General features: G+C 52.3%; 20 protein-coding genes, 6 tRNA genes and 1 other RNA gene. 9 read left to right on the top strand and 18 right to left on the bottom strand.

Annotated features, from left to right (window positions below; translation table 11 throughout):
* From modB to FDW96_RS20650, 3 genes are all read right to left on the bottom strand, one after another.
* Nucleotides 1-690, bottom strand: coding sequence for a molybdate ABC transporter permease subunit (gene modB, locus FDW96_RS20660; RefSeq protein ID WP_042309655.1), 690 nt, complete (start codon nucleotides 688-690; stop codon nucleotides 1-3).
* On the bottom strand, nucleotides 690-1,463 hold the full coding sequence (gene modA / locus FDW96_RS20655) for a molybdate ABC transporter substrate-binding protein (protein ID WP_042309657.1): 774 nt from the start codon (nucleotides 1,461-1,463) through the stop codon (nucleotides 690-692). Before modA ends, modB begins: the two co-directional genes overlap by 1 nt.
* A gap of 198 nt (nucleotides 1,464-1,661) precedes the next feature.
* Nucleotides 1,662-1,811: an AcrZ family multidrug efflux pump-associated protein gene (locus FDW96_RS20650; RefSeq protein WP_003023026.1), complete on the bottom strand. Its 150-nt coding sequence runs from the start codon at nucleotides 1,809-1,811 to the stop codon at nucleotides 1,662-1,664.
* Between the two features lie 130 nt (nucleotides 1,812-1,941).
* On the opposite strand from FDW96_RS20650, the gene modE reads away from it, so the two are divergent.
* The 7 genes from modE to gpmA all read left to right on the top strand — a co-directional run bounded on the left by modE (nucleotide 1,942) and on the right by gpmA (nucleotide 9,732).
* Nucleotides 1,942-2,730: a molybdenum-dependent transcriptional regulator gene (gene modE, locus FDW96_RS20645; RefSeq protein ID WP_137366201.1), complete on the top strand. Its 789-nt coding sequence runs from the start codon at nucleotides 1,942-1,944 to the stop codon at nucleotides 2,728-2,730.
* Nucleotides 2,731-2,797: 67 nt separating this feature from the next.
* Nucleotides 2,798-4,270 carry a molybdate ABC transporter ATP-binding protein ModF gene (gene modF, locus FDW96_RS20640; protein ID WP_137366200.1) on the top strand — a complete coding sequence of 491 codons (1,473 nt, stop codon included), beginning with the start codon at nucleotides 2,798-2,800 and terminating at the stop codon, nucleotides 4,268-4,270.
* A 217-nt stretch (nucleotides 4,271-4,487) separates the two neighbouring features.
* Nucleotides 4,488-5,504, top strand: a complete 1,017-nt coding sequence (galE, locus tag FDW96_RS20635) for a UDP-glucose 4-epimerase GalE (RefSeq protein ID WP_038638984.1) — start codon at nucleotides 4,488-4,490, stop codon at nucleotides 5,502-5,504.
* Between the two features lie 9 nt (nucleotides 5,505-5,513).
* On the top strand, nucleotides 5,514-6,560 hold the full coding sequence (gene galT, locus FDW96_RS20630; RefSeq protein WP_038638980.1) for a galactose-1-phosphate uridylyltransferase: 1,047 nt from the start codon (nucleotides 5,514-5,516) through the stop codon (nucleotides 6,558-6,560).
* 3 nt (nucleotides 6,561-6,563) lie between these two features.
* Nucleotides 6,564-7,712, top strand: coding sequence for a galactokinase (gene galK / locus FDW96_RS20625; RefSeq protein ID WP_137366199.1), 1,149 nt, complete (start codon nucleotides 6,564-6,566; stop codon nucleotides 7,710-7,712).
* The gene (gene galM, locus FDW96_RS20620) at nucleotides 7,706-8,746 is read left to right on the top strand and encodes a galactose-1-epimerase (RefSeq protein WP_061381934.1); all 1,041 of its coding nucleotides are present in this window, start codon (nucleotides 7,706-7,708) and stop codon (nucleotides 8,744-8,746) included. Before galK ends, galM begins: the two co-directional genes overlap by 7 nt.
* Nucleotides 8,747-8,979: 233 nt before the next feature.
* Nucleotides 8,980-9,732 carry a 2,3-diphosphoglycerate-dependent phosphoglycerate mutase gene (gene gpmA, locus FDW96_RS20615; protein WP_042309669.1) on the top strand — a complete coding sequence of 251 codons (753 nt, stop codon included), beginning with the start codon at nucleotides 8,980-8,982 and terminating at the stop codon, nucleotides 9,730-9,732.
* Between the two features lie 109 nt (nucleotides 9,733-9,841).
* Here gpmA and aroG read toward each other — a convergent pair whose 3' ends face one another.
* On the bottom strand, nucleotides 9,842-10,894 hold the full coding sequence (aroG, locus tag FDW96_RS20610; RefSeq protein ID WP_038638968.1) for a 3-deoxy-7-phosphoheptulonate synthase AroG: 1,053 nt from the start codon (nucleotides 10,892-10,894) through the stop codon (nucleotides 9,842-9,844).
* Between the two features lie 316 nt (nucleotides 10,895-11,210).
* On the opposite strand from aroG, the gene FDW96_RS20605 reads away from it, so the two are divergent.
* A complete protein-coding gene (locus tag FDW96_RS20605) occupies nucleotides 11,211-11,585 on the top strand; it encodes a YbgS-like family protein (protein WP_042309671.1) in 375 nt (124 codons plus the stop codon).
* 113 nt (nucleotides 11,586-11,698) lie between these two features.
* Nucleotides 11,699-12,640 (top strand): CDF family zinc transporter ZitB, encoded by a 942-nt coding sequence (zitB, locus tag FDW96_RS20600; protein WP_042309673.1) that lies wholly within the window; start codon nucleotides 11,699-11,701, stop codon nucleotides 12,638-12,640.
* On the opposite strand, the gene pnuC is transcribed toward zitB, so the two are convergent.
* The 14 genes from pnuC to tolR all read right to left on the bottom strand — a co-directional run bounded on the left by pnuC (nucleotide 12,637) and on the right by tolR (nucleotide 20,459).
* Complete coding sequence (pnuC, locus tag FDW96_RS20595) at nucleotides 12,637-13,356, bottom strand: nicotinamide riboside transporter PnuC (RefSeq protein WP_137366198.1); 720 nt, start codon at nucleotides 13,354-13,356, stop codon at nucleotides 12,637-12,639. The two genes, zitB and pnuC, sit on opposite strands and share 4 nt — an antisense overlap.
* A 26-nt stretch (nucleotides 13,357-13,382) precedes the next feature.
* Nucleotides 13,383-14,426 carry a quinolinate synthase NadA gene (nadA, locus tag FDW96_RS20590; RefSeq protein ID WP_137366197.1) on the bottom strand — a complete coding sequence of 348 codons (1,044 nt, stop codon included), beginning with the start codon at nucleotides 14,424-14,426 and terminating at the stop codon, nucleotides 13,383-13,385.
* A 276-nt stretch (nucleotides 14,427-14,702) separates the two neighbouring features.
* Nucleotides 14,703-14,835, bottom strand: a non-coding RNA gene (locus tag FDW96_RS20585) — RtT sRNA.
* A gap of 22 nt (nucleotides 14,836-14,857) precedes the next feature.
* Nucleotides 14,858-14,933 (bottom strand) — tRNA-Lys (locus FDW96_RS20580).
* Between the two features lie 130 nt (nucleotides 14,934-15,063).
* Nucleotides 15,064-15,139: transfer RNA gene (locus FDW96_RS20575), tRNA-Lys, on the bottom strand.
* Nucleotides 15,140-15,284: 145 nt separating this feature from the next.
* Nucleotides 15,285-15,360 (bottom strand) — tRNA-Lys (locus FDW96_RS20570).
* 145 nt (nucleotides 15,361-15,505) lie between these two features.
* Nucleotides 15,506-15,581 (bottom strand) — tRNA-Lys (locus FDW96_RS20565).
* Between the two features lie 3 nt (nucleotides 15,582-15,584).
* A tRNA-Val gene (locus FDW96_RS20560) sits at nucleotides 15,585-15,660 on the bottom strand.
* 36 nt (nucleotides 15,661-15,696) lie between these two features.
* Nucleotides 15,697-15,772: transfer RNA gene (locus FDW96_RS20555), tRNA-Lys, on the bottom strand.
* Between the two features lie 165 nt (nucleotides 15,773-15,937).
* Nucleotides 15,938-16,726: a cell division protein CpoB gene (gene cpoB / locus FDW96_RS20550; RefSeq protein ID WP_061381936.1), complete on the bottom strand. Its 789-nt coding sequence runs from the start codon at nucleotides 16,724-16,726 to the stop codon at nucleotides 15,938-15,940.
* Between the two features lie 9 nt (nucleotides 16,727-16,735).
* Nucleotides 16,736-17,254 (bottom strand): peptidoglycan-associated lipoprotein Pal, encoded by a 519-nt coding sequence (gene pal, locus FDW96_RS20545; RefSeq protein WP_006685431.1) that lies wholly within the window; start codon nucleotides 17,252-17,254, stop codon nucleotides 16,736-16,738.
* A gap of 34 nt (nucleotides 17,255-17,288) precedes the next feature.
* Nucleotides 17,289-18,581 (bottom strand): Tol-Pal system beta propeller repeat protein TolB, encoded by a 1,293-nt coding sequence (gene tolB / locus FDW96_RS20540; protein WP_038638949.1) that lies wholly within the window; start codon nucleotides 18,579-18,581, stop codon nucleotides 17,289-17,291.
* Nucleotides 18,582-18,709: 128 nt separating this feature from the next.
* Complete coding sequence (tolA, locus tag FDW96_RS20535) at nucleotides 18,710-19,966, bottom strand: cell envelope integrity protein TolA (RefSeq protein ID WP_042309680.1); 1,257 nt, start codon at nucleotides 19,964-19,966, stop codon at nucleotides 18,710-18,712.
* A gap of 64 nt (nucleotides 19,967-20,030) precedes the next feature.
* On the bottom strand, nucleotides 20,031-20,459 hold the full coding sequence (gene tolR, locus FDW96_RS20530) for a colicin uptake protein TolR (protein WP_003022978.1): 429 nt from the start codon (nucleotides 20,457-20,459) through the stop codon (nucleotides 20,031-20,033).
* Nucleotide 20,460: the final 1 nt, after the last annotated feature.

The raw sequence follows: 20,460 nt of genomic DNA, 5'->3' as shown, positions 1-20,460 counted from the left end.
TTATCGCCCCGTCCGCTCACGGCTAATACGCGCCAGCCATTCAGAAATCAGCAGTGAAATCAGCGCCAACACAATAGAAATGATACATAACCTTGCCGCTGCGCTTTCACCGCCAGGCGTTTGGATCAGGGTATACATCGCCGAGGGGATGGTGCGGGTTTCGCCAGGAATATTGGAGACAAAGGTAATCGTTGCGCCGAATTCCCCGAGGGAACGCGCGAACGCCAGCACCGTCCCGACAATAATGCCGGGCAACATCAGCGGTAAGGTAATCGTCATGAATACGCGCCAACGCCCGGCTCCCAGCGTTCGGGCCGCCTGCTCCAGCTTGACGTCGACACCTTCCAGCGCCAGACGAATTGCCCGTACCATAAGAGGGAAAGACATCACCGCCGCAGCCAGCACCGCACCGCGCCAGCTAAAGGCAAAGGTGATGCCAAACCAGTCATACAGCCGCTCGCCGATAAATCCGCGCCGCCCCATGGCGATCAACAGCAGATACCCCACCACAACCGGCGGCAGCACCAACGGCAAATGCAAAACGCTGTCGAGCAGCGCTTTGCCCGGGAACTTGCATCGCACAAGCAGCCAGGCAAAGAAGATCCCAAACGGCAAACTAAACAGCACGGCCAGGGAAGAAACTTTCAGGCTCAGTATGACGGCCTGCCATTCAGGATCGGTCAGTATCATTACTTGGTCGTAAATCCATAACGTTTAAAGATTTCAGCAGCCTGCGGTCCTTTCAGGTAATCATAGAACGCGCTGACCGTTGCGTTTTTATGCCCATCAACAATCGCGATAGGGTATTCCACTTTTTTGTGTGAATCTTCCGGGAAGGTCGCGACAACCTTGACGCCTTTGCTGGCGACAGCATCGGAACCATAGACGATCCCCAGCGGCGCTTCGTTACGTTCTACAAGCGCCAGCGCACCGCGAACGTCTTCCGCAGGTGCCAGTTTCGGCGCCAGAGTATCCCATGCGCCCAATTTTTGCAGTGCTTCCTTGGCATAAATGCCTGCCGGAACATGTTCCGGATCGCCGACAGCCAGGCGTCCACCATTCAGCAAACGGGTCCAGTTGGTTTTACTGTCGATAGTAAAGTCTTTCTGAGCGCTGGCTTTCGGCGCTACCACCACCAGACTGTTGCCTAACAGCGTTGCTCGCGTGGCGGTATCAATCGATTTTTTGTCTACCGCATAATCCATCCATTTCTGATCGGCAGAAATAAACAGGTCAGCAGGCGCGCCTGCTTCAATCTGACGCGCCAGCGTAGAAGAAGAGGCAAAAGAGGAGACGACGTCAACGTTCTTCTCTTTTTTATATTGCGTAGCAATATCCTGCATCGCGTTGGTGAGCGAAGCCGCTGCGAATACCGTGATTTTCCCTTCATCCGCCAATGCTTGTCCTGCGACAGAAAGAGAAAGCGTCGCCCCTGCAAACAAGCGTAACCATGTGCGTGCCATCTGTAGCTCCTTTGAGTTTCGTTATGTACGCGCAAATATAACGGTTAAGTCAGGATTTTCCCAGCGGTTATTAATACCAATTAGAGGTTACACCATGAAAATATCGGCAGGAGAAGCAGGATCTTGAGAAACTGTTGTCAGAGAAAACGAGCTGAAAGGCAAAAATAGAAACGCCCGACTGAGCGGGCGTTTGGGGAATCAATGATTCTGTCTGGACTGGTCTTTCTGACCGATACCGGAAAAAATGTTGAACACTTCACCCAATCCGTAAATCAGACCCAGAATGATGGCCATCACCACAGGTACCATGATTACGGCGAATACCAGACTTTTCAATAACTCTAACATGGTCAACTCCAGATATAGTCCTTAGACGTATTCTAACCGCATAACGCAGAAAAGCACTCCCCTTTTGTGCGGTCGGCTTTGCGCGCACGCGGTTTTCCGTCACAATACCCTTTTTTGCCAGGAGCTTGTGATGCAGGCCGAAATCCTTCTTACGCTGAAACTTCAGCAAAAACTGTTTGCCGATCCCCGTCGCATTTCTCTGCTTAAGCACATTGCGCTTTCCGGCTCCATCAGTCAGGGCGCGAAGGATGCGGGTATCAGTTATAAAAGCGCCTGGGATGCGATTAACGAAATGAACCAGCTCAGTGAGCAGACGCTGGTTGAGCGCGCCACCGGCGGTAAAGGCGGCGGCGGCGCGGTGTTGACGCGTTATGGCCAGCGTCTGATCCAACTGTATGATTTGCTCGCGCAAATTCAACAAAAAGCGTTTGATGTGTTGAGCGATGACGATGCGCTGCCGCTCAATAGTCTGCTGGCAGCCATTTCCCGCTTTTCACTGCAAACCAGCGCCCGTAACCAATGGTTTGGCACAATAACCGCCCGCGACCACAATCAGGTTCAACAGCATGTCGACGTCCTGTTGGCCGATGGCGAAACGCGTCTGAAGGTGGCGATTACTGCGCAAAGCGGTGAGCGTTTGGGTCTTGAGGAAGGCAAAGAAGTATTAATTCTGTTGAAAGCACCGTGGGTGGGTATCACCCAGGACGATGCTATCGCTCAGGCCGCCGATAATCAGTTGCATGGCACGATTAGTCATATCGAACGCGGCACAGAACAGTGTGAGGTGTTAATGACGTTGCCAGACGGCCAGACGCTGTGTGCGACGTTGCCAGTAGAACAGACTCACGCTTTAGCTGAAGGTGCTAACGCAACAGCATATTTTAATGCTGACAAAGTGATTATTGCGACGCTGTGCTGAGTTGATTGACATCAGCCTGAAGAACACGTATCCCTGTTATTCATTGCTGCAAATAATGGGATACAAAATGTCATCATTGCAAATTTCGCAAGGCACGTTTCGTCTTAGCGACACAAAAACGCTCCAGTTAGATGCCTTAACGTTAAACGCAGGTGATAGCTGGGCGTTTGTTGGCTCTAACGGTAGTGGGAAATCCGCCCTGGCCCGCGCGCTGGCAGGAGAATTGCCGCTACTGAAAGGCGAGCGGCACTGTCAGTTCACGCGTATTACCCGACTTTCCTTTGAGCAGCTACAAAAGCTGGTCAGTGACGAGTGGCAGCGAAACAACACCGATCTTCTCAGCCCCGGTGAAGATGACACCGGGCGTACCACCGCTGAAATCATTCAGGATGAGGTCAACGATCCCACCCGCTGCGCTGCGCTGGCGCAGCAATTTGGTATTTCTGCCCTGCTCAACAGGCGTTTCAAATACCTTTCCACCGGTGAAACACGTAAGACCCTGCTCTGCCAGGCGTTAATGTCTGCACCGGATTTACTGATCCTTGATGAGCCTTTTGACGGGCTGGACGTGGCGTCCCGTCGCCAGTTAGCAGAACTGCTCGCTGAACTGCATCAGACCGGTTTTACGCTGGTACTGGTGCTTAACCGCTTTGATGAGATTCCCGATTTCGTGCAGTTTGCCGGCGTTCTTGCCGATTGCACGTTGACTGAAACCGGTGCAAAAGCAGACCTTCTGCAACAGGCATTAATCGCCCAACTCGCCCATAGTGAACGCCTGGAAGGTATTCAGTTACCCGAGCCGGATGAGCCTTCGGTCCGTCGCACGCTGTCCGATAACGCGCCGCGGATTGTGCTCAACGATGGCACCGTCTCGTATAACGATCGCCCTATCCTGCATCATCTGAGCTGGCAGGTAAATCCAGGAGAACACTGGCAAATCGTCGGCCCCAACGGTGCGGGAAAATCAACCCTACTGAGTTTAATCACCGGCGATCACCCCCAGGGCTACAGCAACGATTTAACACTGTTTGGCCGCCGCCGGGGTAGCGGTGAAACTATCTGGGATATTAAAAAACACATCGGCTACGTCAGCAGTAGTCTGCATCTGGATTACCGGGTCAGTACGACGGTACGCAATGTTATTCTCTCCGGCTACTTTGACTCAATCGGCATCTATCAGGCCGTCTCTGACAGACAGCATAAACTGGTCCAACAGTGGTTGGATATTCTGGGCATGGATAAACGTACCGCGGATGCGCCGTTCCACAGTCTTTCCTGGGGGCAGCAACGTCTGGCGTTGATTGTGCGTGCGCTGGTTAAACACCCGACTTTGTTGATCCTCGACGAGCCTTTGCAAGGCCTGGACCCGCTCAATCGCCAACTGATTCGTCGATTTGTGGATGTACTGATCGGTGAAGGCGAAACGCAGCTGCTGTTTGTCTCCCACCACGCTGAAGACGCCCCAGCCTGCATTACCCATCGACTGGAGTTTGTGCCCGAGGGCGAAATCTACGCCTATCGACAAACCTCTCTGCGTTAATTTTCATTTGAGGGCGCTTAACACGCCCTTTTTTCTGCATTTTTTTCAGATAAACTCCGAGATAACAACTTAACCTAATGATTTAAAATAAAACAACTCACGCAAACGAGTGAAAATGTCTCTGTGTAAACGATTCCACTAATTTATTCCATGTCACACTTTTCGCATCTTTGTTATGCTATGTTTATTGCATACCATAGGCTTAACGGAGCGAATTATGAGAGTATTGGTTACAGGTGGTAGCGGTTACATAGGAAGCCACACTTGCGTGCAGTTGCTGAAAAACGGTCACGAGGTAGTGATCCTGGATAACCTCTGCAACAGCAAGCGCAGCGTTCTGCCCGTCATTGAACGTTTAGGCGGCAAGCATCCGACCTTTGTGGAAGGAGACATCCGTAACGAAGCGCTGATAACCGAAATTCTGCACGATCATGCCATTGACACCGTCATCCATTTTGCCGGGTTAAAAGCCGTTGGCGAGTCCGTTGCCAAGCCGCTGGAATACTATGACAACAACGTCAACGGGACGCTGCGTCTGGTAAATGCCATGCGCGCCGCTAACGTGAAAAACTTCATTTTCAGCTCCTCCGCGACCGTCTATGGCGATCAGCCGCAAATTCCTTACGTTGAAAGCTTCCCCACCGGCACACCACAAAGCCCGTATGGCAAAAGTAAGCTGATGGTTGAACAGATCCTGACCGATCTGCAAAAAGCACAGCCCGACTGGAGTATCGCCTTACTGCGCTACTTCAACCCGGTTGGCGCGCATCCGTCAGGTGATATGGGTGAAGACCCGCAAGGTATTCCTAACAACCTGATGCCTTACATCGCACAGGTTGCCGTTGGCCGCCGCGAGTCCCTTGCCATATTTGGCAACGACTACCCTACCGAAGATGGCACCGGCGTTCGCGACTATATCCACGTCATGGATCTCGCAGATGGCCACGTCGCCGCGATGGAAAAACTGGCGGGCAAACAGGGCGTGCATATTTACAACCTCGGGGCGGGCATCGGCAGCAGCGTGCTGGATGTGGTCAACGCCTTCAGTAAAGCCTGCGGTAAACCGGTGAATTACCATTTTGCCCCGCGTCGTGATGGCGATCTTCCGGCCTACTGGGCAGATGCCAGCAAAGCCGATCGCGAACTCAACTGGCGCGTAACTCGCACCCTGGATGAAATGGCACAAGACACGTGGCACTGGCAGTCACGCCATCCGCAGGGATATACGGATTAAGGATCAATCATGACGCAATTCAATCCTGTCGATCATCCACACCGCCGTTTTAACCCGCTCACCGGGCAGTGGATCCTCGTCTCACCGCATCGTGCAAAACGCCCCTGGCAAGGGGCGCAGGAAACACCATCTAAGCAGGTTCTACCCGCACATGACCCGGACTGCTTCCTGTGTGCAGGCAATACACGCGTTACCGGCGATAAAAACCCGGATTACACCGGGACCTATGTTTTTACCAACGACTTTGCCGCGCTGATGTCCGATACCCCGGACGCGCCGGACAGCCACGATCCGTTAATGCGCTGTCAAAGCGCGCGCGGTACCAGCCGCGTGATTTGCTTTTCGCCCGATCACAGCAAAACGCTGCCGGAACTCAGCGTGCCTGCGCTAACAGAAATCGTGAAAACGTGGCAGGAACAGACGGCAGATTTAGGCAAAACCTATCCCTGGGTGCAGGTCTTTGAGAATAAAGGCGCGGCAATGGGGTGTTCGAACCCCCATCCTCACGGACAGATTTGGGCCAATAGCTTTCTGCCCAACGAAGCCGAACGTGAAGATCGCCTGCAAAAAGCGTACTTCGCCGAACAGGGCGCGCCGATGCTCCTTGATTACGTCCAGCGTGAACTGGCGGACGGTAGTCGGACGGTCGTTGAAACTGAGCATTGGCTGGCAGTCGTGCCCTACTGGGCGGCATGGCCGTTCGAAACGCTGCTGCTGCCGAAAGCGCATGTTCTGCGTATCACCGATTTGACCGACGAACAGCGCGCTGATCTGGCGCTGGCGTTGAAAAAACTGACCAGTCGTTACGACAATCTGTTCCAGTGCTCATTCCCCTACTCCATGGGCTGGCACGGCGCGCCGTTTAACGGTGAAGAAAACCAACACTGGCAGTTGCACGCGCACTTTTATCCGCCGCTGCTGCGTTCGGCAACCGTGCGCAAATTTATGGTCGGTTACGAAATGCTGGCGGAGACCCAGCGCGACCTGACGGCAGAACAAGCGGCTGAACGACTGCGTGCGGTCAGCGACATCCATTTTCGCGAATCCGGAGTTTAAATAATGAGTCTGAAAGAAAAAACACAATCTCTGTTTGCTGAAACATTTGGCTACCCTGCCACCCATACTATTCAGGCACCGGGCCGTGTAAACCTGATTGGCGAACATACCGATTATAACGACGGATTCGTTCTGCCCTGCGCTATCGACTATCAAACCGTGATTAGCTGTGCGACACGCGATGACAGAAAAGTTCGCGTTATCGCGGCTGACTACGATAATCAAATGGACGAGTTCTCTCTGGACGCGCCAATAATCGCTCATGACAGCCAGCAGTGGTCAAACTACGTGCGTGGCGTGGTGAAGCATCTGCAAAAACGCAACGATGCGTTTGGCGGCGCGGATCTGGTGATCAGCGGAAATGTGCCTCAGGGCGCAGGCTTAAGCTCTTCGGCTTCGCTGGAAGTGGCAGTAGGCACCGTGTTCCAGCAGCTTTATCATCTGCCGCTCGACGGGGCGCAGATTGCCCTGAACGGCCAGGAAGCTGAAAACCAGTTTGTCGGCTGTAACTGCGGCATTATGGATCAGTTGATCTCCGCGCTTGGCAAGAAAGATCATGCGCTACTGATCGACTGCCGTACGCTGGGGACCAAAGCCGTTTCCATGCCTGAAGGCGTTGCGGTGGTAATCATCAACAGCAATTTTAAACGTACGTTGGTGGGTAGCGAGTACAACACCCGTCGCGAACAGTGTGAAACCGGGGCGCGTTTCTTCCAGCAACCTGCCCTGCGTGATGTCAGCTTTGAAACCTTTAGCGCAGTTGCTCACGAACTGGATCCGATTGTCGCCAAACGCGTTCGTCACGTGATCACGGAAAATGCGCGTACCGTTGAAGCCGCGCAGGCGCTGGAAAAAGGCGACCTGCTACGCATGGGTCAACTGATGGCAGAATCTCACGCTTCAATGCGCGATGACTTTGAAATTACCGTGCCGCAAATTGATACGCTGGTTGAGATTGTCAAAGCAACCATCGGCGACAGAGGCGGTGTGCGCATGACTGGCGGCGGCTTCGGGGGCTGTATTGTGGCGCTGATCCCGCAAGATCTGGTGCCTGCCGTGCAGCAGGCTGTCGCCGAACAGTACGAAGCCAAAACCGGTATTAAAGAAACATTTTACGTCTGTAAACCTTCACAAGGAGCCGGACAATGTTAAACGAAATTCCCGTAATGGCGCCCGACGGTCAGCCGTTTCGCCTGCTCACCCTGCGCAATGACGCAGGGATGGTGGTCACGCTCATGGACTGGGGCGCAACGCTGCTCTCTGCGCGTATTCCTCTTAGCGATGGTAGCGTGCGCGAAGCCCTGCTCGGTTGCGCCAGTCCGGAGCAATACCCGGAACAGGCTGCGTTTCTGGGGGCTTCCATTGGCCGCTACGCTAATCGTATCGCCAACAGCCGCTATACCTTTGACGGCGAAACCATTGAATTGCTGCCAAGCCAGGGTGATAACCAACTGCACGGCGGACCGAACGGTTTCGACAAACGTCGCTGGCAGATAGTGAATCAGAATGACCGTCAGGTGCTGTTTGCCTTAACGTCTGACGATGGCGACCAGGGTTTCCCTGGTAATCTTTGCGCCACCGCGCAGTATCGCCTGACTGACGATAATCGGATTTCGATAACCTACCGTGCCACGGTTGATAAGCCCTGCCCGGTAAATTTGACGAATCATGTCTATTTTAATCTCGACGGTGACAAAACGGATGTGCGCCAGCACAAGCTGCAAATTCTGGCGGACGAGTATTTACCCGTAGACGAAATGGGTATCCCGCATGACGGGCTGAAATCCGTCGCCGGAAGCACTTTTGATTTCCGTTCCCCGAAAATCATCGCCAGCGAATTTCTGGCCGATGACGATCAGCGCAAAGTAAAAGGTTACGATCACGCCTTCCTGCTCCAGGCACAAGGCAATGCGCGTACTCCGGCGGCTCAGGTTTGGTCTCAGGATGAAAAACTGCAGATGGTGGTTTACACCTCCGCTCCGGCATTGCAGTTTTACTCCGGGAACTTCCTTGGCGGTACGCCTTCACGTGGGCCGGAGGCCTACGAAGACTGGCAAGGTCTGGCGCTGGAAAGTGAGTTTCTGCCGGACAGCCCGAACCATCCGGAATGGCCACAGCCGGACTGTTTCCTGCGCCCGGGTGAAGAGTATGCCAGCGTGACAGAATATCAGTTTATTCCTGCCTGACAGTTCATCCTGACAGGCCCGATAGCGTAAATCTATCAGGCCTGTTGTTTGTTTCCCACAGCAAATCCGCTCAAAAGCCCACCATCCAAAGACAAAATCGCAACCTTGAGTTCACAAGAACCTTACACTATGGCGCTATTTTCGCTATGGTTATGCGTAAGCATTGCCGCTGACTCATTACGGCAATATAATGAGAATTATTATCATTAAATATGATTGATAGGAGTGAGTGTATGGCTGTAACTAAGCTGGTTCTGGTACGTCACGGTGAAAGTCAGTGGAACAAGGAAAACCGTTTTACCGGTTGGTATGACGTTGATCTGTCCGAGAAAGGCGTAGGCGAAGCAAAAGCGGCAGGCAAACTGCTGAAAGAGGAAGGCTATAGCTTCGATTTTGCTTATACCTCTGTGCTGAAACGTGCCATCCATACCCTATGGAACGTACTGGACGAACTGGATCAGGCCTGGCTGCCGGTTGAGAAATCCTGGAAACTGAACGAACGTCATTACGGCGCGCTACAGGGTCTGAACAAAGCAGAAACCGCTGAAAAATACGGTGACGAGCAGGTTAAGCAATGGCGCCGCGGCTTTGCGGTCACCCCGCCGGAACTGACTAAAGATGACGAGCGTTATCCGGGTCACGATCCGCGTTATGCCAAACTGACTGACAAAGAACTGCCGGTCACCGAAAGCCTGGCGCTTACCATCGATCGCGTGATTCCTTACTGGAACGAAACCATTCTGCCGCGTATGAAAAGCGGAGAGCGCGTGATTATCGCCGCTCACGGCAACTCCCTGCGTGCGCTGGTGAAATACCTGGATAACATGGGCGAAGATGAAATCCTCGAACTGAACATCCCGACCGGTGTACCGCTGGTGTATGAGTTCGACGAAAACTTTAAGCCGATCAAACACTACTATCTGGGTAACGCTGACGAGATCGCGGCAAAAGCCGCAGCCGTTGCTAACCAGGGTAAAGCGAAGTAATTTTCATCCCGGGTCAAACGAAAAAAGCGTGGAATGCTCCACGCTTTTTTTATTGCCGGATGGCGGCGTTGCCTTATCCGGCTTACCGGGGATAACCCGGATGAGTTTTTTACCCGCGGCGCGCTTTTACCGCTTCCGCCAACTGGCGTAACACCGCATCGGTATCTTCCCAACCAATGCAGGCGTCGGTGATGCTCTTGCCGTAGGTCAGTGGTTCACCGCTATCCGGGTTCTGATTACCTTCAACCAGATGGCTTTCAATCATTACGCCAATAATTGCTTTTTCGCCACCGGCAACCTGTCCGCAAACGTCTTTCGCAACATCCATCTGCTTTTTGAACTGCTTGCTGGAGTTGGCATGGCTAAAGTCGATCATCACCTGCGGAGAAAGCCCCGCTTTAACCAGACCTTCTTTCACGTCGGCAACGTGCTGAGCGCTGTAGTTCGGCTCTTTGCCGCCGCGCAGAATGATATGGCAATCGCCATTACCGCTGGTATTCACAATCGCCGAATGACCCCATTTGGTGACAGACAGGAAGCAATGCGGCGCCCCGGCAGCATTGATTGCATCAATGGCGACTTTGATGGTGCCATCAGTACCGTTTTTAAAACCAACCGGGCAGGACAAACCTGACGCCAACTCACGGTGTACCTGAGATTCTGTGGTACGTGCGCCAATTGCTCCCCAGCTCATAAGATCGGCAAGATATTGCGGGGTGATCATATCCAGGAACTCGCCTGCTGCCGGCAAACCACTGTCGTTGATATCCAGCAGCAGTTTACGGGCAATGCGCAGACCGTCGTTGATCTGGAAGCTGTTATCCATGTGCGGATCGTTGATAAGTCCTTTCCAGCCTACGGTAGTACGCGGTTTTTCAAAATAGACGCGCATGACGATTTCAAGTTCGCCTTTTAACTCTTCACGTAGCGCCAGCAAGCGAGCGGCATACTCTTTAGCCGCTGCCGGATCATGAATAGAACACGGCCCAATCACCACCAGCAGACGATCGTCACTGCCTTTGAGAATTTTATGAATCGCCTTACGGGCATGCGCCACCGTATTGGCGGCATTTTCAGTAGCGGGGAATTTTTCCAGCAGTGCGACCGGGGGTAATAATTCGTTGATCTCTTTAATGCGTAAATCGTCGTTCTGATAATTCATGATTATTCCAGCGTTGCCATACTTATATAAATGAATGCAATCCCTCCAATCTATATCTTCAGTCATAAAGTGTAAACGGGGTTTTACACTTTGGACGGATTAATCCTGGAATAGACCAAAAAAACGCAATAAAGTAGCGAAAAAAGAGATCAAGACTACAATTTATAACTGCAACAGCTTAAATTTTCATATATTTCAAGATTCTATGCTGGTTATAATTTCTATAGCAAAACTTTTAACCACGTCCTGCTGATGTATTGGCACATGCACTGTTGGAAGACGTTATCCGACATCTCTATCATAACAGGAGCATAATATGCATATGACAAAGCTGACTTCACTCTTTTTGACAGCCACACTCAGCCTCGCCAGCGGCGCGGCACTGGCAGCTGACACCAGCACGCAGTCGAATAACGGCCAGGCAAATTCCGCGGCAGATGCCGGTCAAGTCGCGCCAGACGCACGCGAAAACGTTGCGCCAAATAATGTCGATAACAACAATGTGAATTCGGGTGGCACAATGCTGCATCCGGACGGTTCATCAATGAACCATGAAGGAATGACCAAAGACGAGGTGCATAAAAACACCATGTGTAAGGACGGACACTGCCCGGATGTAAATAAGAAGGTTGAGACCGGAAACGGCATCAATAATGATGCCGACACCAAAACTGACGGTACTACCCAGTAGCGCTGAAAATAAAGCTAATAACGGGAGAGCAATAGCTCTCCTTTTTAATTTTATCATCCTAAAAACGGTATCATGACATACAGTAAAGGTGAGAATAACAAAGGGATGGCATAATGGCGCACTCACATACTCATACTTCTCCTGAGCAACCAAAGGACAATAATGCCCGCAGACTGCTTTTCGCATTCTGCATCACAGCCGGATTTATGCTGGTTGAAGTGGTGGGTGGGGTACTTTCAGGCTCGCTGGCATTACTGGCCGATGCCGGACATATGCTCACAGATGCCGCCGCGCTTCTATTTGCGCTGTTGGCGGTCCAGTTTTCCAGACGCCCGCCCACTATACGGCACACTTTCGGCTGGTTGAGACTCACAACATTAGCCGCGTTTGTTAACGCTATCGCATTGGTTGTGATCACCATTTTAATCGTCTGGGAGGCGATTGAGCGCTTTCATACGCCACGTCCCGTAGCGGGCGGCATGATGATGATCATTGCTGTCGCGGGCTTACTGGCGAACGTGCTCGCTTTTTGGGTTTTACATCGCGGCAGTGAAGAGAAAAACCTTAACGTCCGCGCCGCAGCACTACACGTAATGGGCGATTTGCTCGGCTCGGTTGGGGCTATCATCGCTGCGCTGATTATCATCTGGACAGGCTGGACGCCAGCGGACCCGATTCTCTCGATTCTGGTTTCCGTGTTGGTACTGCGTAGCGCCTGGCGGTTGTTAAAAGATAGCGTAAATGAATTACTGGAAGGCGCTCCGCTTACATTGGATATTGCCGCATTGCAGCGCCATCTCAGCCGGGATATCCCCGAAGTTCGCAATGTGCATCATGTACACGTCTGGATGGTAGGTGAAAAACCGGTCATGACGCTGCATGTACAGGTAGTCCCGCCGCACGATCACGACGCCCTGCTCGAGCGTATTCAACATTTCCTGATTCATCACTACCAGATTGAACACGCCACGATCCAGATGGAATATCAGCCGTGCAATGGGCCGGACTGCCACCTGTATCAGGGCGTGTCCGGCCATGCACATCATCACCATTAATGGGACAGCGCGTGGGAACCACGTTCACGCGCGCTGTTAATCCACATCCTGCTTCCGTTCAGGGCGATAACCGTCAGGATCATATATTCCAGTGACATGGCATATACGCCTTGCAGAGCAAAGATCACGACGCTAATGACGTTAATGATCACCCACAACAGCCAGTTTTCAACGTATTTGCGCGTCATCAGGATCATCGCCACAATCGACAACACCATCATGCAGGAATCCCAGAACGGGAAGGCATCGGGTTGCAACTCTGGAGCCGCCACCTGTAATCCCAGCCCCTGCATAATATTCACGGCAATACGTGTCAAAAATGCAAACACCGGATCGATATAGACCGACATCAGGCCAATCGCCACCACGCAAGCAGCCAGCCAACCGATCGCTTTCGGTAACGGCAACCAGCGTATTTTCAGCTCTGCCTCATGCTGGCTGGTTTGCCGGGACCAGGCATACCAGCCGTAGATATTCGCGGCAAAAAAGAAAACCTGCAGCAACAGGCTGGCATAGAGCTGGATCTGAAAGAAAATAATCGCAAACAGCGTGACGTTTATCAGTCCGAAGAAGTAATTACTGATTTTCTCAAGGCTCGCAAGGCCAATACACAATAACCCGGCGATCGTCCCCACGGCCTCGATCCACGACAGATCGTAACCGCCCGCACCGATCAGAATATGTACCAGAATGTTCTGCGTGCTAAAAAAGTCCATCTTTTCCCCCAGAGCAAATAAATTACTTAAGCCCGAAGTGTAGCCGCAAATTCCAACATGCGGTTTAACGGCAGCAATGCACCTTCTCGCAGCGCTGCATCTACATGTATCTCGTGAGCCGCTCCCCCCTGCTCCAGCCCCTCAGCAATCGCCTTGAGGCCGTTCATCGCCATCCACGGACAATGCGCGCAACTGCGACAGGTTGCCCCTTCGCCAACCGTTGGCGCTTCAAGCAACTCTTTATCGGGAACAGCTTGCTGCATTTTGTAAAAAATACCCCGGTCTGTCGCCACTATCAGTTGCTGGTGCGGTAACGATTTTGCTGCGTTGATTAACTGGCTGGTTGACCCGACCGCATCGGCCATATCAACGATGGACTGAGGGGACTCCGGATGCACCAGCACGGCGGCATTGGGGTAAAGCGCTTTCATGCGTGTTAAAGCCTGAGTTTTAAACTCGTCGTGGACGATACACGCCCCCTGCCAACAAAGAACGTCTGCACCGGTCTGTTTTTGCACGTAGTTGCCCAGATGTCTGTCCGGGGCCCAGATGATTTTTTCACCCAAACTATCAAGATGCTCAATAAGTTCAACCGCAATACTGGAGGTCACGACCCAGTCGGCACGTGCTTTAACTGCTGCTGAGGTATTGGCGTAAACCACTACGGTGCGATCCGGATGCGCGTCGCAAAACGCGCTGAACGCATCAATCGGACAACCCAGATCTAATGAACATTCTGCCTGCAGGGTTGGCATCAGGATGGTCTTTTCCGGGCTGAGAATTTTGGCGGTTTCTCCCATAAATCTCACGCCCGCAACCAACAGCGTAGAAGCGGGATGTTTTGAGCCGAACCGCGCCATCTCCAGAGAATCAGAAATACAGCCGCCGGTCTCTTCGGCCAACTGTTGGATTTCAGGATCGGTGTAATAGTGCGCGACCATAACGGCATCACGCTCTTTCAGCAGGCGCTTGATTTTTTTACGGTAAAATTGTTTTTCGTCCGCACTCAGCGGTGCTGGCTTCGGCGGGAACGGATAAATTGCTGCTTCAGGATCAAACATCACGCTCATCTTGCTTTCTCGTTTTACTAGCTTAACGAAATAACCGATTAAAAGCGTGACGCACGCCATATTCGGTTCGATTTGTTTTATATGCTAAACAAGATAGCGGATTAGCGCAGAAAAGTCACAATAATTGCGTGTGATGAGTGCCGGATGGCGACTGGCGTCTTATCCGGCCTACATTTGGCACCCGTAGGCCTGATAAGCGAAACGCATCAGGCAAGCAGGTTCGAATCTTCCATATTGCAGATAGCAAAAAGGCGCCGCCAGCGCCCTCTTTTACACTGGTGGGGCGTGCAGGATGACTCGCTTTGCTCGCCCTCCGGGCCGTCGCCGTAAACGGCTCCGTTGTCTCACTACGTTCGACCCGAACCTGCTGCAGGTTCGAATCGTTAATTCTGTGCATAGCAAAAAGGCGCCTTTAGGGCGCCTTTTTACACTGGTGGGGCGTGCAGGATTCGAACCTGCGACCAATTGATTAAAAGTCAACTGCTCTACCAACTGAGCTAACGCCCCCATATGGGGTACTGCTTCAATGATTCAGGATGGTGGGTCGTGCAGGATGACTCGGCTTCGCCTCGCCCTACGGGCCGTTGCTTACGCAACGTTATCCTTCACGGCTTACTATCGCTTTCACCAGAAACATTGGTGGGTCGTGCAGGATTCGAACCTGCGACCAATTGATTAAAAGTCAACTGCTCTACCAACTGAGCTAACGACCCGCTCGGATGTCACTGACAAATTTTTACTCGGAACCACCAAGAATTGGTGGGGCGTGCAGGATGACTCGACTTCGTCTCGCCCTAACGGGCCGTTGCTAAAGCAACGTTATCCTTCACGTTTAACATCTGAGTACGATGTTAAAATTGGTGGGGCGTGCAGGATTCGAACCTGCGACCAATTGATTAAAAGTCAACTGCTCTACCAACTGAGCTAACGACCCGCTCGGATGTCACTGACAAATTTTTACTCGGAACCACCAAGAATTGGTGGGGCGTGCAGGATGACTCGACTTCGTCTCGCCCTAACGGGCCGTTGCTAAAGCAACGTTATCCTTCACGTTTAACATCTGAGTACGATGTTAAAATTGGTGGGGCGTGCAGGATTCGAACCTGCGACCAATTGATTAAAAGTCAACTGCTCTACCAACTGAGCTAACGCCCCGAGTGGTGGGTGATGACGGGATCGAACCGCCGACCCCCTCCTTGTAAGGGAGGTGCTCTCCCAGCTGAGCTAATCACCCGATACTACGCTGGATACTACTTACTAACTGAGTTAGTGGTGGGTCGTGCAGGATTCGAACCTGCGACCAATTGATTAAAAGTCAACTGCTCTACCAACTGAGCTAACGACCCACTTTTTTCGCTGCTTTCAGGCTGTTTGATATCCCTTGGCAACGGCGGCATATATTACTGATTTCAGATTTTAGCGCAACAAAAATTTCGAGGTAAATAACTCAACTGCTTAGGAATCACACGACGCGACCAGAAATAACACGATTTCTGGTCGCATGGTGGTCATTACATCGCGTTAAGGCGTTTTTGCGCTTGTTTCGCGCCATCAGTGCCAGGATATTTAGTGATAACCTGCTGATAAACCGCTTTAGCTTTTGCTGTGTCGCCTTTGTCCTGCATGATGACGCCGACTTTATACATCGCGTCTGCAGCCTTAGGTGATTTCGGGAAGTTTTTAACTACCGAAGCGAAATAGAACGCGGCATCATCTTTTTTACCCTTGTTGTAATTCAACTGACCCAGCCAATAATTGGCATTTGGCAGGTAAGTAGAATCCGGGTACTTTTTGATGAAGTTCTGAAATGCGTCAATCGCGTCATCCTGACGGGATTTATCCTGTACCAGGGCGATTGCTGCATTGTAATCGGTATTCGCATCGCCAGTTTGTGCCGGAGCCCCTGACGTTGCCGCAGCTCCCGCATCAGGCGCAGGGGTCGCCGCCCCGCTCTGATCCCCACCCGCAGACTGCGCCGCAGGTGCGCCACCGCTGCCAAGATTATTCATCTGCAGCAATATCTGTTTCTGACGTTCAACAACCTGATTCAGCTGATACTGATTTTCCTGAATTTGACCACGCAGGGAGTCAATATCGGACTGATTATCGGAGAGTTGTTGCTGGAGTTGGGTTAAAAGCTGACTGTGAGCGTTAGAAATACGCTCGAGTTGAGTGACACGGTCTTCGACCGAGCCTGAGCCGACACTACTGATTGGCGCCTGTGCAAAAGCGGCCCAGGGGGCCGCTATGCCAACCAGTAACGACAGACTCAACAGATGATGTCTGAAGTTACTGCTCATGCAATTCTCTTAGTAAACCAGTACGGCACGACGGTTTTTGGAGTAAGCCGCTTCGTCATGACCCAGTACTGCAGGTTTTTCTTTACCGTAAGAAACGATAGAGATCTGGTCAGCAGAAACGCCTTTACCCTGCAGGTACATCTTAACGGCGTTTGCACGACGCTCCCCCAGGGAAATGTTGTACTCAGGAGTACCACGTTCGTCCGCATGACCTTCTACGGTGACTTTGTAAGACGGGTTGCTACGCAGGAAGTTAGCGTGCGCATCCAGCATTGCAGCGAAGTCAGAACGGATATCGTACTTGTCCAGATCGAAGTAAACGATGTTGTTCTGCTGCAGCTGCTGCATCTGAAGACGCGCTTGCTCTTCAGAAGACATGTTGCCGCTACCGTTTGCATCCATACCAGTGCCGGCACCCAGCATGCCTTCGCTGCCGTCATTGCTGGCGTTCTTGTTAGAAGAACACGCCGCAATAGCCATAACAGGCAGAGCAATCATCAGCCCTTTCAGCACTTTGTTCAGTTGCATTTCAATGATTCCTTTATTAATCAATTATTTATTATCACAGATACGGCGACCAGGCAGGGAATTTAACCTGACCATCAGTTGCCGGAAGACGCGCTTTGAAACGCCCATCTGTAGAAACCAAATTCAGCACGGATCCCATCCCCTGAGAAGAGCTGTAGATTACCATAGTGCCGTTAGGTGCCAGACTTGGCGTTTCGTCCAGGAACGTTGACGACAGAACTTGTACGCCACCCGCTACCAGATCTTGTTTGGCAATGTGTTGCTGACCGTTAGCCGAGCTTACCATTACCATAAATTTACCGTCGCTGCTCACATCCGCATCCTGGTTTTGCGAACCTTCCCAGGTAATACGCTGCGGAGCACCGCCGTTGACGTTAACTTTGTATACCTGCGGACGACCGGCCTGGTCAGACGTAAAGGCCAGATTCTGGCTGTCCGGGAACCAGGTTGGTTCCGTGTTGTTGCTGCGACCATCCGTCACCTGACGGATTTGACCAGAACCAATGTCCATGACATACAGGTTCAGGCTACCGGTTTTAGACAGGGCAAACGCCAGTTTGCTGCCATCCGGAGAAAACGCCGGTGCGCCGTTGTGACGCGGGAAAGAAGCGACCTGACGAACAGCGCCGTTAGACAACGTCTGAATAACCAGCGCAGAACGACCGCTTTCGAAGGTTACGTAAGCCAGTTTTGAACCGTCCGGAGACCACGCCGGAGACATCAGCGGCTGCGGAGAACGGTGAACCACGAACTGGTTGTAACCATCGTAGTCGGACACGCGTAATTCGTACGGGAACTGACCACCGTTGGTCTGAACAACATACGCGATACGGGTACGGAATGCGCCCTTAATACCGGTCAGTTTTTCAAATACTTCGTCACTGGCAGTATGGCCCGCGTAACGCAGCCATTGCTTGTTCACTTTATAGGTGTTCTGCGCCAGTACGGTACCCGGCGCGCCGCCGGTATCAACCAGTTGATAAGCCACGCTGTAGGAGCCATCCGGATTCGGCGTTACCTGCCCGACCACGACGGCATCAATACCCAGCGCAGACCATGCAGCAGGTTGAACTTCCGCCGCGGTACCCGGCTGCTGTGGCAGACGAGAACGATCTAATGGGTTAAATTTACCGCTGTTACGCAGGTCAGCACCTACGATACCACCGATATCTTCAGGTGCAGCACCCGGCCCTGCCCACTGGAATGGGACAACGCCAATCGGGCGTGCCGAGTCCACCCCCTGGGTGATCTCGATACGTACTTCTGCATGCAGCACTGCTGCCCACAGCATCAGAAAACCAAATGCTACTCGTAATGCCTGCTTCATCATATCTCCCTTATCTGGACGGAACGCCCACGATAATTTAGCAGAATGTTAACAAACTCAAATACACAAAACTACCAGAACTCTGTCTCAACCTTAGACTGTTTCCCCCGATTTCTCAGGGGTTGTTATTACAGTTTAAAGTCCAGTTTGGCATCTTTTACTTTTTCATAAACAGCCTGGCTAGGCGGTTTAGGAATTCTGGCTGTTTTCGCAGCCGTCAACGCGGCCTGGCACAATGCCGGATCGCCGCCCTCTTCGGTCACATCCAGTAACAGACCATCGGGTGCTAACTTAATATGTAGTACGCAAGATTTACCCGCGTACAAATCAGCACCATACAGACGGCTCTGGATCGCATTACGAATTTGAGAGGCGTAAGCACTGATATCAGCGCCAGATGCGCCGCCATTTGCACCACTTGTACCACTATCTTTCGCCGGTTGACCGCTTCCTTTCGCTCCACCACCTGATTTCGGCGCATTCTTACCGGAGCTTAAGTCACCCAACAAGTCGTCAACGCCAGAGGCCGCAGCGGCCTTCTCAGCAGCCGCTTTTTTCGCAGCAGCGGCTTTATCTGCCGCAGCTTTCTTGTCAGCAGCAGCTTTATCAGCGGCAGCTTTCTTGTCTGCAGCGGCTTTTTCCGCAGCGGCTTTCTTTTCAGCCGCCGCTTTTTCAGCGGCAGCAGCTTTTGCGGCAGCGGCTTTTTCTGCTTTTTCGGCGGCAGCTTTTTCTGCTGCAGCTTGCTTAGCAGCTTCAGCCTGGGCTTTCTTCGCGGCGTCTGCGGCAGCCTTAGCGGCTTGTGCTTCGGCAACTTTCTTCGCATCAGCGGCGGCTTTAGCGGCTTCAGCCTCAGCTTTTTTCTGTGCGTCCGCAGCGGCTTTCTTCGCGGCATCTGCCGCTTGTTTCGCCTGTGCATCCGCCTTGGCCTTCGCGTCTGCAGCAGCCTTCGCCGCAGCTTCTTCAGCCTGTTTCTGTTGCTCTTGCGCTTTCGCGGCGGCAGCTTCAGCCTGTTTCTGCTGTTCCGCCTGTTCGCGCACTTTTTCCTGCGCGGCTAAACGTTCTTTTTCCAGCTGCTTCAGTCGCTCTTGCTCAGCCGCCTGCTTCTCGCGAAGTTCCTCAGCTTGCTGCTGCGCCTGTTTTTCACGCTGCTCTTCTGCACGTTTCGCACTTGCCTGCTGTTGCTGCTGCCTGTCGTACTGTTGCACAACGGCACCAGGATCAACCATAACGGCGTCGATGGACGAACCGCCACCGCCGCCGGCTGAAGCATCAATGTGCTCATCGAACGAACTCCAGATCAGCGCTGCAAATAAAATGACATGCAGCACCGCTGAAATAATTATCGCCCTTTTGAGCTTGTCGTTTTGTTCGGTTGCCTTTGACACTCTCGGTTCCCAAAAAACTGTTCGCCTGTTACGCGCTATCTTTCAAGCCAGCAATACGCAGACATCAGATTGGCTGCGTCATCAAGCCAACCGATTTTACGCCTGCACTGTGTAACAAGTTCAGCGCTTTAATTATTTCATCATAAGGCACGTCTTTCGCACCACCGATTAAAAAGACCGTTTTCGGATTGGTCTGCAGGCGGCTTTTCGCTTCCGCGATAACCTGCTCCGGCGGCAGTTGATCCATACGATCTTTTTCAACCACCACGCTGTATTGCCCAATGCCGGAAACTTCAATAATGACCGGAGGTTCGTCGTTACTGCTGACGGCTTGCGATTCGGTCGCATCCGGCAGATCGACTTCCACGCTCTGGGTAATGATCGGCGCGGTTGCCATAAAGATCAGCAGCAGCACCAGCAGTACGTCGAGCAGCGGTACAATATTGATTTCGGACTTAAGTTCGCGACGACCTCGTCCACGCGTTCTGGCCATG

Origin of the sequence: Citrobacter sp. TBCS-15 (genome assembly GCF_005280815.1) — a bacterium.
Classification (GTDB): Bacteria; Pseudomonadota; Gammaproteobacteria; order Enterobacterales; family Enterobacteriaceae; genus Citrobacter; species Citrobacter werkmanii.
Note: the sequence above shows the minus strand (reverse complement) of the source record. Positions and strands in the feature narration are given on the sequence as shown.